The organism is Neptuniibacter sp. CAU 1671, from assembly GCF_029222905.1.
GTDB lineage: Bacteria > Pseudomonadota > Gammaproteobacteria > Pseudomonadales > Balneatricaceae > Neptuniibacter.
The window spans coordinates 26292-41457 of record NZ_JARHUE010000007.1; the positions used below are offsets into that span (position 1 = coordinate 26292).

Annotated in this window: 11 protein-coding genes; 3 read left to right on the forward strand and 8 right to left on the reverse strand. The window is 52.4% G+C overall.

Annotated elements, in window-relative coordinates; translation table 11 throughout:
• Nucleotides 1-11: 11 nt before the first annotated feature.
• Nucleotides 12-4832 carry an NAD-glutamate dehydrogenase gene (locus P2G53_RS11910; RefSeq protein ID WP_275817507.1) on the reverse strand — a complete coding sequence of 1607 codons (4821 nt, stop codon included), beginning with the start codon at nucleotides 4830-4832 and terminating at the stop codon, nucleotides 12-14.
• Between the two features lie 161 nt (nucleotides 4833-4993).
• Between P2G53_RS11910 and P2G53_RS11915 the strand changes: the two genes are divergently transcribed.
• Nucleotides 4994-6727, forward strand: a complete 1734-nt coding sequence (locus tag P2G53_RS11915) for a BatD family protein (protein WP_275817509.1) — start codon at nucleotides 4994-4996, stop codon at nucleotides 6725-6727.
• On the opposite strand, the gene P2G53_RS11920 is transcribed toward P2G53_RS11915, so the two are convergent.
• A complete protein-coding gene (locus P2G53_RS11920; protein ID WP_275817511.1) occupies nucleotides 6724-7614 on the reverse strand; it encodes a TIGR01777 family oxidoreductase in 891 nt (296 codons plus the stop codon). The two genes, P2G53_RS11915 and P2G53_RS11920, sit on opposite strands and share 4 nt — an antisense overlap.
• A 147-nt stretch (nucleotides 7615-7761) precedes the next feature.
• On the opposite strand from P2G53_RS11920, the gene P2G53_RS11925 reads away from it, so the two are divergent.
• Together P2G53_RS11925 and P2G53_RS11930 are read left to right on the forward strand one after the other, a co-directional pair.
• Entirely contained in the window at nucleotides 7762-8376 is a 615-nt protein-coding gene (locus tag P2G53_RS11925) for a riboflavin synthase subunit alpha (protein ID WP_275817513.1), read from the forward strand.
• Nucleotides 8377-8496: 120 nt separating this feature from the next.
• Nucleotides 8497-9600, forward strand: a complete 1104-nt coding sequence (locus P2G53_RS11930; RefSeq protein ID WP_275817514.1) for a GGDEF domain-containing protein — start codon at nucleotides 8497-8499, stop codon at nucleotides 9598-9600.
• On the opposite strand, the gene P2G53_RS11935 is transcribed toward P2G53_RS11930, so the two are convergent.
• From P2G53_RS11935 to P2G53_RS11960, 6 genes are all read right to left on the reverse strand, one after another.
• Nucleotides 9601-10155 (reverse strand): hemerythrin domain-containing protein, encoded by a 555-nt coding sequence (locus tag P2G53_RS11935; RefSeq protein ID WP_275817515.1) that lies wholly within the window; start codon nucleotides 10153-10155, stop codon nucleotides 9601-9603.
• 104 nt (nucleotides 10156-10259) lie between these two features.
• The gene (locus P2G53_RS11940; RefSeq protein WP_275817517.1) at nucleotides 10260-10856 is read right to left on the reverse strand and encodes an HAD-IA family hydrolase; all 597 of its coding nucleotides are present in this window, start codon (nucleotides 10854-10856) and stop codon (nucleotides 10260-10262) included.
• A gap of 17 nt (nucleotides 10857-10873) precedes the next feature.
• Nucleotides 10874-11269, reverse strand: coding sequence for a hypothetical protein (locus tag P2G53_RS11945; RefSeq protein WP_275817519.1), 396 nt, complete (start codon nucleotides 11267-11269; stop codon nucleotides 10874-10876).
• A 111-nt stretch (nucleotides 11270-11380) separates the two neighbouring features.
• A complete protein-coding gene (gene pepN, locus P2G53_RS11950) occupies nucleotides 11381-14011 on the reverse strand; it encodes an aminopeptidase N (protein WP_275817521.1) in 2631 nt (876 codons plus the stop codon).
• A gap of 16 nt (nucleotides 14012-14027) precedes the next feature.
• Nucleotides 14028-14855, reverse strand: coding sequence for a DUF2797 domain-containing protein (locus tag P2G53_RS11955; protein WP_275817523.1), 828 nt, complete (start codon nucleotides 14853-14855; stop codon nucleotides 14028-14030).
• 22 nt (nucleotides 14856-14877) lie between these two features.
• On the reverse strand, nucleotides 14878-15144 hold the full coding sequence (locus P2G53_RS11960; RefSeq protein WP_275817525.1) for a DUF1315 family protein: 267 nt from the start codon (nucleotides 15142-15144) through the stop codon (nucleotides 14878-14880).
• Nucleotides 15145-15166: the final 22 nt, after the last annotated feature.

Genomic DNA, 15166 nt, shown 5'->3' on the forward strand with positions numbered 1-15166 from the left:
GCCCCATATTATCAGCTGCTCTGACTGGTTTTCGCAAGCTCGAACAGCTCTCTCAGCGCGACACTGTACATCGCATAATCCTGCTGATCGGCATTCTTGAGTTCAGCCAGAATTTTGATCCAGCGCGCCACCAGCCACTCATTTTCGCTGTACCACTTGTCGACCACCTGCTGACTTGAAGTGCCGCGCACCCGGTAATGAATGGCATTGGCCACCAGCGAGCTATGCTGCCAGTCGAGATCATCCCTGAACGCTTCACGGGCCATCGCCTGCCAGTAGCTGCTGACCGGCAACCGATGCAGTTGCTGTCCCAGCCAGTGCAGGTCCAACCGTTCACCCAGATCAAAATGCACCTGCGCCACACTTTCAATTGGAACATCGGTGCTGCGCGCCACATCAATAATGCCCAGGGCGGAAAACAGAATGCGTGAAGCCGCCACAGTCCGGGCCAATTTATCCGGCACGCCCGCCTTGGCATACCGCTGCCGGTTCTGCTCCCAGTGTTTTAACGGTGCTCCGCAAAGGGCCTTGTCCAGGTGTTTGATCAGCTTGGTGAGTTTACTGCGGCAGTTTTCCACCTCCACTCCGCAGTCAATGTCTTCACGCCGGTTTCTGACAAACCAGCGGGTGGTCCGACGCATCAGGTGTTGCAGCTCAAGCATCATACCGGACTGCACATTGGCATCGACCCGGTGGTCCAGTGCTTCGATCTGCTCCCATAACTGTTCAATATGAAACGCATCCCGCGCCAGCACAAAGGCCCGTGCGATGGTGGCATCATCTGCCCCGGTAGAGACTCTGAGCCGGTCAGCAAAGTTTATCCCCATCATATTGATCATATGATTGGCCAACTGGGTTGCGATGATTTCGCTGTGCAGCCGATGCTGACGCAGCGCATCCGGGTAACTCTCCACCAGTTGCGGGGGAAACGCGGTGTAAAGCTCCTGACTCAGGTAGGGATCCTTAGCAATACCAGATTGGGCCAGCGTCTCTTTCAGTTCAGCCTTGCTATAAGAGATCAGCACAGACAGTTCCGGCCGGGTCAGACCCCGACCGGAGTTTTTGCGTTCATTAAGCGCATCATCATCCGGCAGAAACTCCAGCGAGCGGTTCAGTTTGCCCGCGGATTCCATACTCGAAATATACCGATGATATTCCGCCATATTCTCCAGCGAGCGTGATTCAGACAGACTGATTGACTGCACCTGCCGGTAGTTATTCTCCAGCACCAGCGCGGCCACATCATCGGTCATTTTTTCCAGCAGCAGGTTACGCTGCTTTTCAGTCATATCGCCGTTGGCCACAATCTGACTGAGCAGGATTTTGATATTGACCTCATGGTCAGAGCAATCCACCCCACCGGCATTATCGATAAAGTCGGTGTTCAGACGTCCGCCTTTCATCGCAAATTCAATGCGGGCTTTCTGGCTCATGCCCAGGTTGCCGCCCTCACCGACCACCTTACAGCGCAGATCGGCGCCATTGACACGTAATGCGTCATTGGCCTTGTCGCCAATCTGCATATCGGTCTCGTCAGTGGCTTTAACATAGGTACCGATCCCTCCGTTCCAGAGCAGATCAACCGGCATCATCAACAGACTGCGAATCAGCTCTGTCGGGGTCATGCGATCACAGTTAAGCCCGGTCAGGGCTTTGATCTGTGGGGTCAGCATGATCGCTTTACTGCTGCGCGAGAAAATCCCGCCTCCGTCACTGATCAGAGAGGCATCATAGTCCTGCCAGCTTGAGCGTGGCAGATCAAATAGACGCTTGCGCTCTTTCCAGCTTTTAACCGGATCGGGGGAAGGATCGATAAAGATATGCTGATGATTAAACGCCGCCACCAGCTTGATATGTTTGGATAGCAACAAGCCGTTGCCGAATACGTCGCCCGACATATCGCCAATACCCAGCACGGTGAAATCATCCTGCTCAGTATTCAGCCCCATTTCACGGAAATGACGCTGCACAGACACCCAGGCCCCTTTGGCGGTGATGCCCATTTTTTTATGGTCATAGCCCTGACTGCCACCGGAAGCAAAGGCATCACCCAGCCAGAAACCATATTGCTGAGCGATCTCATTGGCGATATCGGAGAAGGTCGCGGTGCCTTTGTCTGCCGCCACCACCAGATAGGCATCATCATCGTCATGGCGCACCACATCGGGTGGCGGCAGGACCACGTTATCATTCATGTTATCCGTGATATCCAACAGGCCGCAGATAAAGGTCTGATAACAACGGATACCTTCTGCCAGCCACTCATCCCGGCTCATATTCTCTTTCAGCAGTTTGGCAACAAAGCCGCCTTTTGCCCCTACCGGGACTATCACCGCATTTTTGACCTGCTGTGCTTTTACCAGCCCCAGCACTTCGGTCCGAAAATCTTCAAACCGGTCAGACCAGCGCAAGCCGCCACGGGCAACCTTGCCACCTCTGAGATGCACCCCCTCAACCCAGGGCGCATAAACAAATATTTCATAGCGCGGTTTAGGCAGTGGAATACCCGGTATATGTTCGGGCGCAAATTTAAAAGAGAAATAACCGTGCAAACCCTCCTTACCCTGCTGGTAAAAATTGGTTCGCAGGGTGGCTTTGATCAGGGCCAGATAATGACGGATCACGCGATCATCATTCAGACTGGCCACGTCCTCTAACTGCACCAGAATCTGTTGTTCTATCTCCTCCCCATCCGCGATGTTGCCCGGCTCAAATCGGGCATGGAACAACTGCACCAGAAGCGAAGCGAGACCCACATAGCTGTTCAGCGTGTTACTGATGGCTTCGGCACTGATTGGAAAGCGGATCTGTTTCATGTAGGCCGCATAGGCTCTCAGCATTGCCACGCAACGCCAGGGTATCTGGGCACGTAACACCAGGCGGTTAAAATCATCACTGCTGGCATGACCCTGCCAGATATGCAGAAACGCCTCTTCGAAGACCTCTTTAAGCTCACTGAAGGCCAATTGCCGGGCACCGTTAAAGCTCAGGGTAAAATCATGAATCCAGACTTTTACCGCGCCGGTTTCAAGCAGGTAGGGATGTTCTTCCAGAACACGCAGGCCAAGGTTCTCAAGCACCGGGATCAGGTCCGACAGCGGCAACGAGTTTTCCAGACTGAACAATTTCAGATTGAGGTACTCGTCCCTGCGCTCAAGCGCCCGGTAAAAACTCAACTGCAACGGCTGCTCCGGCGTAAGCAGCTGCATATGCTGAATATCAACCACCGCCGTGCGCGGAGTAAAATCACTCTGATAATTGGCAGGGAAGCCCTTACCCAGACGGTTTAGAGCAGAAGTACCGGCTTCCTCACCCAGAGTTTCCACCAGAGCATCGCGCAGATCATCCTGCCAGGACCGGGCAGCACGTCGGATCATCTGCTCCAGTGCTTTGGTATCACAGCTGAGCGCCAGTGATTTACCCCTGAGGATAAGCTGAGTTCGCGCCAGTACCGACTCAGAGAAATAGGTATTGAACTCGACCTGCTCTGCATTCAGCTCCCGGCAGAGAATCTCCTCAATCCGATGTCTGAACTCAGTGCTGTAGACCTCTCGTGGCGAATAGACGAGACAGGAATAAAACTGGCCGAAGGCATCCTTACGAATAAATGAACGAATCTGACGGCGTTCATGAATCTGCAGAATACCGCTGACGGTTTCATAGAGTTGCTCAACGCTGACCTGAAACAGATCATCCCGGGGGTGGATCTCAAGGATCTGCAACAGCTCCTTCCAGTCATGCCCATTGCGATGCAGTCCTGAGCGTTCCATAACCGCATCGACCTTGCGCCTGACCACCGGAATCTGTCTTGAACTCTGAATATATACATTGGATGTATACAGGCCCAGAAACCGACATTCACCGACCACTGAGCCCTGATCATCGATCTTTTTGATGCTGATATAGTCCGGGTAGGCCGGGCGGTGCACATGGGATTTACGGTTAGCTTTGGTAAAGGAGAGTATGTCGGGGATCAGTACAAACCCCTTGGCATCACGCTGATTGGCATTCAGCAGATTTGAGCGACAGTCTTCATCACAAAACTTCAGCAAACCCAACTGGCTGCCGGTCACCGGTAACAGTGTCTGCTTGTTCCCCTCCTCCTGCAGCGAGAACTCATCATAGCCAAGAAAGGTAAAGTGATTCTTCAGCCATTGAATAAAATCATGCACCTCACGTAGGTCTGCCCGGTCAAACCCCTCCAGCTTGCGGGTAAATTCATCGGCCAGCCCATCACATTTCTCAGCCATCGCATTAAAGTCAGTCACTACCAGGCTGACATCTTCCAGTACATTAAGCAGGCTGAGTTTCAGGTCGTGTAACTGAGCATCATCGGTGTGCCGGTCTATCTCGATCGACACCAGCAGTTCACGGGAAAGACTTTTCGCACGACTGTCCTGATTGAGCAGTTTCTTCAACTGCCCCGCTTCATCACGCTGCAGGGTCAGAACTGAATTATGGATGGCATGGATTGTCAGGTTGCGCTGATTGAGCTCCATCCGCAGTGAATCAACCACAAAGGGGATCTCATCCAATAACACTTCGATGATGGTATGGGTCGACTGCCAGCCATGCTGTTCGTAATCGGGATTAAATACCCGGACTTTGGCCTGTGCCGGTTTACGCTGCTGCAGGAACTCCCAACACAGGAGTGTAGAACCATAGAGGTCATCCAGATTCCACTCCAGCAGATCTGCCACGGCGGCAGTAGCATAATAGATTCCTGCAAAATCAATCAGTTGCTGTTGCCGCTCTTCAGGTAACCGGCGTTTTATCTCCGCCGTCAGATCATCGAGTAAGCCTTGTTTATCGCGTTGCTGCGAATATGCCATGTCTCCACCCATTTTTTGTTTTTATTCTAAATTAATCAGTAGTATAGATAGTTTTCAGCAGGCTTCTTATAAATCGGGCCAGAACGCATTGCACCACCACTGTGGCATGCCCATAATGGGTCGAAACCGGTCAGCCATGTTTAGAACAGGTGCCTCTCACATTGCTTAACTACCTTTCCAATCTGTTCAGCCTGATCCTGGCGCTGCTGTTTTCTTGCCAAGCTCTGGCGGCACTGACCGTTGAACTGACAACCGATCAGCTTGAAGCCGGTAAACCTCTTGAACTCTTCCTTGAAACAGACCTGCTGACGGCCAATGAACCTGACTTCCGTCGACTGTCACCTGATTTTGAATGGTTGGATACGCAAACCGTCACCGTTTCCCGCTACCGAACCGGTGAGAAAAAAACCTGGTTACGCTGGGTTATCCGACTAAAACCTTTGCGCAGTGGTGCGTTGGTTATTCCTCCGATTCAGGTGGGAGGCAATACCACTGCGGCCCTGCAGATCCAGATTGCAGAAGCCACCCATGTTAAAAGCCAGAGCACGCCAGAACCCTCAATGCGCATTTCGCTCAGCGCAGACAAACCTGAGGCTTATGTCGGTGAACAAATCCTTGTTACCCTTGAGTTGTTAATGCCAACCGGTGATTTCATCGTCGAGGAAGTACTCACGCCTGCTTTAATCGGGGCGACACTGCGTCAGGCTACTGAGCCTGCCATCACAGAGATGGAAAATGGTGTTGAATCCTATCAGCGCCTGACCCGGCAATTTCTGATGTTTGCGTCAAAAGCGGGTGAACTGACCCTGCCGGGCTTAACCGTAAAAGGTTCAGATCCAGAGGGGCAACCCCTGGAATATAAGACGAATGACCTGGTGGTGCTGATCCGGCCACCGGCCTTTACCAGCCAGCGCAATATTTGGTTGCCCGCGCAAAAGCTAAGCCTGACCGATAGCTGGGACCGACCTGCCCAGCTTGAGGTAAACAGTGTCATTCTGCGTACCCTGACCCTCAATGTTACCGGTGTGCCAGCCACAGCATTGCCAAAATTGATGCCACTGCTGCAACCTGAAAACGGCCGGGTTGAATTGGTGGATTTGCAGCTAAACGATAGGTTTCAGGACAATCAGCTGATAGGGGAACGTAAAGAGGTTATTCGCATTTATCCTGCAGCACAGGGTGTTTTAACCCTGGCAGCCATTGACCTGCCCTGGTGGAACATCACGCTGGATCAAACACAAAATGCACTGCTTCCGTCTTATACACTGCAGATCGCTGGCGTGACTCAGGCTCAGCAGGTCAGAGCGGCCTCGGAGCCCCCTGCGACGGAAAGCACCAGAGCCAAACCCTTAGTGGAGGAAACCTCCCCCTCCTCATACAGATACTGGCTGTTTGGCGGGCTACTGCTTTTGAGTATCAGCAGTGCACTGGTCCTGTTTATCCGCCTCAGAACACCTCGTCCGCCGCTCCCTGATGCTTCTGCCGATGTAAAAACATTCGATCGGACTGAGACGCTTGAAACCTATGAATTCCCTCAGCCTCAGCCAACCACTGTTTCGGAACGTCCTGATCTGTTCCCAGACAACGTCCCATCGCTGTCTCACCGTCAGCCGCAAACCCCCGAGGAAAATGCCTTTGAGGCCCTGTTAATCGCCTGCGAGCTAAATGATGCGCAATCGGCCCGTTACAGTCTGCTCAACTGGTCGCAACTGTTCTGGCAAACCGAACCACCCCAATCACTTGAAGAGATTGGTCTGCGTGCCAGAAATCAGGCGCTGAATCTGATGATTATGGAGCTTGAGCAACTGCTTTACAGTGGACAGACACGGCGCTGGAACGGTCAACGGCTCAAAGAAGGCCTGAACCGCTTCCGCCAACAGATTACCAAGGGTTAATCCAGCACCTGCTTAAGGGCTGTTTCCAATGTTGGATGGTGAAATTGAAAACCCGCATCCAGCAGCCTTTGCGGATAAACCCGCTGGCCTTCCAGCAGTAGTTCTGCCCCCTCTCCCAGCATCAGCTTAATAACAAAGGGAGGCATCCGCAGCAGCGCCGGACGATGTAATACTGACCCGAGTATCTGTGCAAATTCCGAATTTCGCACTGCATGTGGTGCGGTCAGGTTATAGGCACCCGAAGCATCCGGATGGGTAAGCAGATGATTGATGGCCCGCAGGTGATCTTCCAGTGCAATCCAGGACATCCACTGCTGACCGCTGCCAATGGGCCCGCCCAGACCAAAACGAAAGGCCGGCAACATTTTGCTTAGCGCGCCGCCATTACCCATCACCACCCCTGTTCGAATCAGGCAAACCCGCACACCACAGGTCTCAGCCTGCAGTGCTGCTTCCTCCCAGTCAGCACAGAGTTGATGGGTAAAACCGGGCTGAAAATCACCGGTTTCAGCAAGTGGAGTATCCAGTAGTTGGCTGCCGTAAAATCCGATAGCCGAACCACTGATCAACACGGAGGGAGGGCTTGCCTGCTGACTGATCCAGTGCACCAGTTCAGCGGTCAGGCCGATACGACTCTCTCTGAGTAACTGTTTGCGCGCAGCACTCCAGCGGCGGTCTGCGATCGGTGCTCCGGCAAGATTAATCACTGCCTCAACCGGTTCACTCACATCGTCCAGCGTTCGAATCGCGACAACTCTGTTTTGAAACAACTGCTTGGCGCGCGCCGGATTACGGGTAAGACAGGTCACCCGGTCTCCTTCCGCCAGTCGCAGTTGAATGAAATGCCGTCCAATAAACCCGGTGCCACCGGTGACTAAAATATGCATGTTATAAAGCCCCAGAACTGAAATCCTGCCCCAAAACCTGTTAGTCTCTCTGCGTTATCCCAGATACCACAGCACGAACAGATCAGAGTACCTGTCTTGTTCGTAACGGGACTGTTTTCAGATTAGTCATTTTTCAGGGAGTCTCCCATGTTTACCGGAATTGTTCAGGGTCTGGCCGAGGTCATCAGCGCAGAACATCGGGAAAACTTTATGCAGTTAACACTGGCGCTGCCGCCTGCCAACTGTGATCAGCTGCAACTGGGAGCCAGCATCGCGGTTAATGGTACCTGCCTGACCATCACCCACTTCGAAGACAACCAGGTATGTTTTGATCTCATAGCGCAGACCCTCAGCACAACCAACCTTGGTCAGCTCCAAGTCGGCGACAGAGTCAACTTTGAACGTGCTGCACGTATCGGTGACGAAATTGGCGGCCACCTTTTATCCGGGCATGTCCATGACCTGGCGGAGGTTACCCGCATCGAACGTTCTCCCAATAACTGCACCCTGTGGTTAAAGACAGCTGAAAAATGGCGTCGTTATATTTTTGATAAAGGTTTTATTGCCCTGGATGGCTGCAGTCTCACCGTCAAAAACTGCACGGATGAGGGTTTTTGCGTGGGTTTGATTCCCGAGACGCTAAGTATTACCCGATTTGGTTTTATTACCGAAGGTGACCTCATCAATCTGGAAATCGACAGCCATACCCAGGCGGTTGTAGACAGTGTTGAGCGCTATCTCGAACACCGTTCAAGCAACTAGAAATAACATCACTAAACCATTAATTTAATTAAATTTTTAATTAAAAAAATCGAGTGAAAAACGATCAATTACTGGGTATATTGTGTTGCTGAATAGAGACACACTATCAAGGGATACCCAATGGCAGCCCCTGCCCTGGAAAAGGAAAATCAGGACCTCAAACAGGCCCTTGCCAACTTACAAGAACGCGCAGAACTCAGTCATGTGGTGCTGAGCAAACTGTTTGATATTGAACTCAGCCTGCTTGCGTGCGGATCGCTGGCCGATCTGCTGGATCTGCTGTTGGTTAGATTCAGTGCAAGTTTTAATCTGGGTCAGATCCATCTGGTGCTGTTTGATCCGGAATACACCGTGCGCCAGCTGCTCAACAGTGCATCAGTGCTGGATAATGGACAACTTGAATTTGTCAGCACCCAGCAACCACTGCGAGAAATCCACCCGGAGAACAAAATTCGGTTACAGCATGCGGATGAGCAAAATCTTGAGCTGTTTTTCCCAACCCCTTCCAGTGAGCTGCGCCATGTTGCCCTGCTGCCGCTGATCCGGCACGACTGCCTGATTGGCAGCTTGCATCTGGGCTGCAGAGACGGGTCATTTTCAAGCCTTGATCCACATCTGCTGGCTCAATACCTGCGTCACCTTGCCTCGGTGATTTCGATCTGTTTTGAGAACTGCATCAGTCAGGAAAACCTGCAACGACTCAGCAATATCGACATGCTGACTAAGGTTTTGAATCGACGGGCATTCGAACAGGAGCTGGTGAAAGAGGTCTCGCGCTGTAGCCGCACTAAACAGCCTTTAGGCTGCCTGTTTATCGATCTGGATCACTTTAAACAGATCAATGACACACACGGGCACCAGACCGGGGACAGTGTACTTCGGAAAGTCGGGCTGGCACTGAAGGAACATCTGCGCAGTACCGACATCATCGCCCGTTACGGCGGTGAAGAGTTTGCGGTATTACTGCCGGGCTGCGATGAATGCTGTGCTGAAAAAATGGCACAAACCTTATGTCAGGTGGTCGCCGAGCTGAGCTTTACCGCTGATGATACGACTGAGCTGCGGATTACAACTTCGATCGGTGTCGCATCCGAAGCACCACAACCCAGCAGCAAGGCAATCAATTCACTGGCTCATCGCCTGATTAACGCAGCAGATCGCGCCCTTTATCAGGCCAAACGCAGTGGTCGCAACCGGTATTGCCTGGCCAGTAGACTGGATTGATCAGCTGGCTTTCTGCAGGTCTTCCAGCAAAGCCTGATACAGCGCACTGTATTCAGCCGCCAGTTGCGCGCCAAACAGCGGGTCCTGCCGGTTTGGCAGCTCCTCTGCCAACAGCGCCCAGTCTTCAGCTTCGGCAATGAGTCTGATCATCGGAAACAGTTGCCCTTCTTCATGGTCAAGGTGGGCTTTCTGCTCTTCCAGAAACAATACCAACTGCTCAACCAACTGAGTCATGGGTACCACTGCATCATTCAGCACATCATCCAGTGTCTGACGTAAGATGCGGGTGTGTTGAGTAAGGCCATGGTGTTCATCAACGCAACACCCCAACTCCTGATCCAGTTTGGCATTACGGCCGGCAAAGAAGGCGTATAACTCATCTTCACGTGGATGGTGATAACCATCGGCATATTCCGAGATATAGCGAATCACATCCGCCAGCAGGTTCAGATCCGCCGCTTCACCCTGTTGCAGATTAGCTACCTCATGCTCAAGCAGATTCAGCAGCCGACTGAGATTAATGTGGTCCTGATGCAGTTCCTGAAGAATAGTCATCGCTTATGCTCCACTAATTTATTAAGAGCACTATACGGCGATGGGACATTAAACGAATTGATAAGGATCAAAGGAGGCGGGATTGGCGCTTTTTCAGGCCCGAATCAGCGCAGAAGTAACTGGGTCAGCTCCGCCAGGCTGGCTACTTTAAGGTCCGTTGCCTCTGGCCAGGCACGTTGTTCGGTACAAACATGCACCGTAAAAACACCGGCAGCGCGGCCACAGAGCAGATCATAGTGGAAATCCCCCACCATCACCGCATGTTGGGGAGGGGTATGCCATTTATCCAGCAACTGATGAATGCCCTCAGGCGAAGGTTTAGGGGTCGCTTCATCCCGCCCCAGAATCACCTCTTCACTGAAAAACCGATCGAGACCTATTGCTTCCAGCGAGAGAATAGCGAGATCCCGTCGGTTGCGGGTCAGAATACCCAGTTGGCATCCACGCTGATGTAACAGTTCCAGACACTCCGTCACGCCGGGAGCGGGTTGTGTTTGCGCGGCATAGTGATGTTCAAGTTCATCCAGACGCGCCAGTGCAGTTTTCTGCCGCTCCAGCGGCATAACACTCAGGGCATGCAGAATATCCTGCCCTGCAGAGATCCCCAGTTCAGAGCGGATATGATCAAAATCATGGATAGCCCGGGTCAGGGTGCCATCCAGATCAAAAATCCAACCGGTTTTTTCGCGCAGTGCAGTCATACCAGCACTCAGGGTTGTTATTCTGCCTCGCTGTAACTGTCTTCACTGAAGGGGTCCACCGGGTTTTCCAGCAATTGATCCTGTTTGCGATACAGCACCCGACCCTCAAACCGCAGATTTTTTGAGGAAAACCAGTGATCCAGCTCTTCAAGACTCTCTTCAATAGAGTTGAGTTTTAGCCAGCCAGTCACAACACCATAGAAATAGACGCCAAACAAACCCGCTGCGGCCCCAAGAAAGAAGTCAGAAGCCAGTGCAAACAGCAGCAGAATCAGACCCACCACCCAGGTACGGCTGGCTTTGGCACTGTTATACACTTCGCGGGCACCTTCCTGGGCTTCCTTGACCCGCAGGTAACGGCGGTAGTTCTGCTGGATATCAAACTTATCCTCTGCTGCCAGTAGCGATGCCATACAGGCTCCTTATTTTTTGTCTGCTAGAGTCTGCACCCCTCAGCGGGATGCCAGTTAAAACCAGTTCCGAGTATAACCAAGCTTGATGGGCACTGTCCTTAATGACAGCACTCAGGCAAGGCTTTTACTCACCACTTCATACACATCCTTGGACAGATCTTTGCAGGCCATAATCTGCTCCAACGCCTGTTTCATAAGGATCTGACGGTTTTCCGGATACTTTTTCCAACCGGTCAGCGGCGTCAGTAAACGCGAAGCGACCTGAGGGTTCTGCTGATTCAGCAACAAGATCTGCTCAGCGAGAAAATTGTAGCCACTGCCGTCGGCAGCGTGGAAATTCACTTTATTCTGCGCACAGAAATTACCAATCAGGGCACGCAGCTTGTTGGGATTACGCCGATCAAATGCAGGATGCTGCAACAGGGCTTTAACCCGGGCCAGTGCGCCAGGCTTAGGATCTGTCGCCTGAATGGCAAACCATTGATTGACCACCAGACTCTCGTTCTGCCAGCGTTGATAGAAGTCACCCAGTAACTGAGCTGCTGCCTCACTGAAACCGGAGTGCACGACCAGTGAAAACGCCGCCTGCATATCGGTCATATTGTCACTGGATTCATACTGCTGCATTGCCAGTGTCAGGGATGCGTCGGTTTCCAGCGCCATCAGATAGGACAGCGCCAGATTTTTCAGGCTGCGATGGGCAATACTCTCCGCATCCGGCGAATAGCTGCCAACGGTTTGATGCGCGTTGTAGGTAGCCAGCCACTCAGGTTCAAGTGCTTCAGCCAGCGCTGAGCGCAGGAAACAGCGCACCTCATGAATTGCATCGACATCGATACAGCTGGCCAGCTCTGCCAGATAGGCCTCTGATGGCAGAGTAAGCACCTTTGCCACCATGGCAGGGTCGAGTTGCGTATCGGTCAGCACAGCACGGAACGCTGTGACCAGATCCTCTGGCAGTTGCAGTGCATCGCCCTGCTCCCGAGCAGCCATCAGCTGATGCATAATGCCCACCACCAACTGCTGAGAAGCGTCCCAACGGGCAAAACCATCGGTATCATGGGCCATCAGGAACATCAGCTGCGCCTGCGTGTAGGGGTAGCTGAATTTAACCGGCGCGGAAAATCCTCGCAGCAGTGAAGGTACCGGCTTTTCTGCCAGTCCCTCAAACACGAAACTCTGCTCTGAGTCTGTTAACTCGAGAATCTGGGTGGTAGCACCATTGTCCAGGGTCACTTCCTGACCATCCGCACCGATCAGTCCCACCGCCAGTGGCATGTGGTATGGCAGTTTTTCTGGCTGTCCCGGTGTTGCAGGGCAACGCTGAGCGACACTCAGGGTGTAACGGCCGGAAGCCGCATCAAAATGGTCACTGAATGTAAGCTCAGGCGTACCGGCCTGACTATACCAGCGCTTAAACTGACTCAAGTCCCGCCCGGAAGCATCTTCCATCGCTTTGACAAAGTCATCTGTGGTCACAGCCTGACCATCATGCCGCTCAAAATAGAGGTCTGAGCCTTTACGGAACATGGCTTCACCCAGCAGGGTACGAATCATGCGCACCACTTCAGCGCCTTTTTCATACACCGTCAGGGTGTAAAAGTTAGAGATTTCAATGAAGGATTCCGGACGAATCGGATGCGACATCGGGCCCGCATCTTCAGCAAACTGAGCGGTCCTGAGTAGAGCCACATCCTCAACCCGCTTTACGGTACGGGAGTTGGTGTCGGCAGAGAATTCTGCATCACGGAAAACCGTAAAACCCTCTTTAAGGCTCAGCTGGAACCAGTCACGACAGGTCACACGGTTGCCGGACCAGTTGTGGAAATATTCATGGGCAACAACCCCTTCAACCCGCTGAAACGCCGCGTCTGTCGTTGTAGACGGATGCGCCAGCACACAGGAGGTGTTAAAGACATTCAGTCCTTTATTCTCCATTGCGCCCATGTTGAAAAAGTCCACCGCGACGATCATGTAAATATCCAGATCGTATTCGCGACCATAGACCTCTTCATCCCAGCGCATGGCGCGCTTGAGTGATTCCATGGCGTATTCGAGTTTGTCCAGATCCTTGGCTTCGGCATAGATTCGCAGCAATACATCGCGGCCTGAAGCGGTGGTGAAATGGTCCTCAATATGAGTCAGATCACCGGCTACCAGCGCGAACAGATAGGCCGGTTTTGGAAAGGGATCTTCCCAGGTTACCCAGTGGCGGCCATTTTCGGTCTGTCCACTGGCAACCGGATTACCGTTACTCAACAACACCGGAAACTGAGCCTGATCCGCTTCAACCGTGGTGGTAAAAACACTCATCACATCCGGCCGGTCCGGATAAAAGGTAATGCGTCTGAAACCTTCGGCCTCACACTGGGTGCAGTACATGCCATCAGACAGGTACAGACCCTCAAGAGCGGTGTTTTCCTGCGGCAGAATGCGGGTCACCACATCGAGGGTAAACGACTCAGGCACACCCGCCACGATCATGGTTTCCCCTTCGCGCTGCCAGGCTGATTCCGCCAATGCCTTGCCATTTAATGACAGAGCGACCAGCTCCAGATCTTCATGTCCGAGCAGAGTCAGCGCGGGATTATGTTCGGTACACTCCGGATTACGCACAAATGACAGGCTGCTGGATACCAGTGTTTCTGTAGGATAGAGCTCAAATTTGAGGGTTGTTTGCTCCAACAGGTAGGCTGGTACTTTGTAGTCCTTGAGATAGATCACGTTGGCAGATTGCGACATGGACTTTCCTCACGCCTCAGGCGGAAAAACTGACCTGATAAGCAGTAAATTTACGAATATTGATCACACCGGTATCCAGAATCAGATACTGCCCTTTGATGCCGAGTAAAACGCCTTCGACATCCGGGTTTTTGTCCAGATTAAAACTCACCACCTTGGTGGGATACTGCAGTGCCGGATAGTGAATCGATAACACTTCAGCACCCGGCAGAGGCTGAATGGCCTGCAGACCATGACTGGCAGTCAGTGTTTCAAGCCCCTCGGCACAGGTTTCAAGCAGTTGATCACGCAATGTCGGCAGATCCAGTTCAGTGACATCATTTTTCAGCATGGTGCGCCAGTTGGTTTTATCACTGACATGCTCACCCAGCAGACGTTCAACCTGTCCCGAGACCAGACGGTTTGCGACCCGAAAAATGGGTAGTGCCTGCACGGCACCCTGATCGATCCAGCGGGTAGGCACCTGTGTACCCCGGGTAATGCCCACCTTGAGACCGGATGAATTGGCAAGATAAACGATATGATCCTGAAAACAGTGCTGCTCACCCCAGGCGGCATCCCGACAGGTGCCGGCATGGAAATGACACAACTCTGGTTTGACAATGCACTGGTCACACTGAGGCAGGCGGGTGAAACAGGGATAACAGTAACCCTGATTAAAACTTTTTTTGGTTTTGCGACCACAGGCCGTGCAATGAATCGCGCCAGAATACTGTAGCCTGATCGGCTGACCCAGATACTGATTCAGTTGTATCAACTGATCACCTACGGGCAGAGAATACTGTACAGCGTCATCCAGTGTGGTGCGCATTTTTTGAAGTGCGCCGGTTGCCAGTGCTTGCATGAAATAAGGGTGACTTTTGTGATTAGTTATCTTTTAGGATTTTAATGACGTCAGGTGCCAGTGGATCAGACCCATGTTGAGTACCATCCGGTCGGGTACGATCAATAAAGCCGACCCGGTCTTTGGCCGGTTTTTTCTGGTAATCATAGGCAATCACTGCACGCAGGCAGATTTCACGCTGTTCCTGAGTGAGTTTGCGTCCATCGGGCCATTTACCCAACTCGACCGCCCGCTGCAGCGACTGGTGCATCTCAGGGGTCATGTTCTGGATCAGTTCTTCATAATTCATGGTGTTATTTCCCACACTGAGG

Bases quoted from the DNA above. Each gene is read 5' to 3' on its own strand.
- P2G53_RS11910 (WP_275817507.1), bottom strand. From the start codon at position 4,832: ATGGCATATTCGCAGCAACGCGATAAACAAGGCTTACTCGATGATCTG.
- P2G53_RS11920 (WP_275817511.1), bottom strand. From the start codon at position 7,614: ATGCATATTTTAGTCACCGGTGGCACCGGGTTTATTGGACGGCATTTC.
- P2G53_RS11925 (WP_275817513.1), top strand. From the start codon at position 7,762: ATGTTTACCGGAATTGTTCAGGGTCTGGCCGAGGTCATCAGCGCAGAA.
- P2G53_RS11930 (WP_275817514.1), top strand. From the start codon at position 8,497: ATGGCAGCCCCTGCCCTGGAAAAGGAAAATCAGGACCTCAAACAGGCC.
- P2G53_RS11935 (WP_275817515.1), bottom strand. From the start codon at position 10,155: ATGACTATTCTTCAGGAACTGCATCAGGACCACATTAATCTCAGTCGG.
- P2G53_RS11940 (WP_275817517.1), bottom strand. From the start codon at position 10,856: ATGACTGCACTGCGCGAAAAAACCGGTTGGATTTTTGATCTGGATGGC.
- P2G53_RS11945 (WP_275817519.1), bottom strand. From the start codon at position 11,269: ATGGCATCGCTACTGGCAGCAGAGGATAAGTTTGATATCCAGCAGAAC.
- pepN (WP_275817521.1), bottom strand. From the start codon at position 14,011: ATGTCGCAATCTGCCAACGTGATCTATCTCAAGGACTACAAAGTACCA.
- P2G53_RS11955 (WP_275817523.1), bottom strand. From the start codon at position 14,855: ATGCAAGCACTGGCAACCGGCGCACTTCAAAAAATGCGCACCACACTG.
- P2G53_RS11960 (WP_275817525.1), bottom strand. From the start codon at position 15,144: ATGAATTATGAAGAACTGATCCAGAACATGACCCCTGAGATGCACCAG.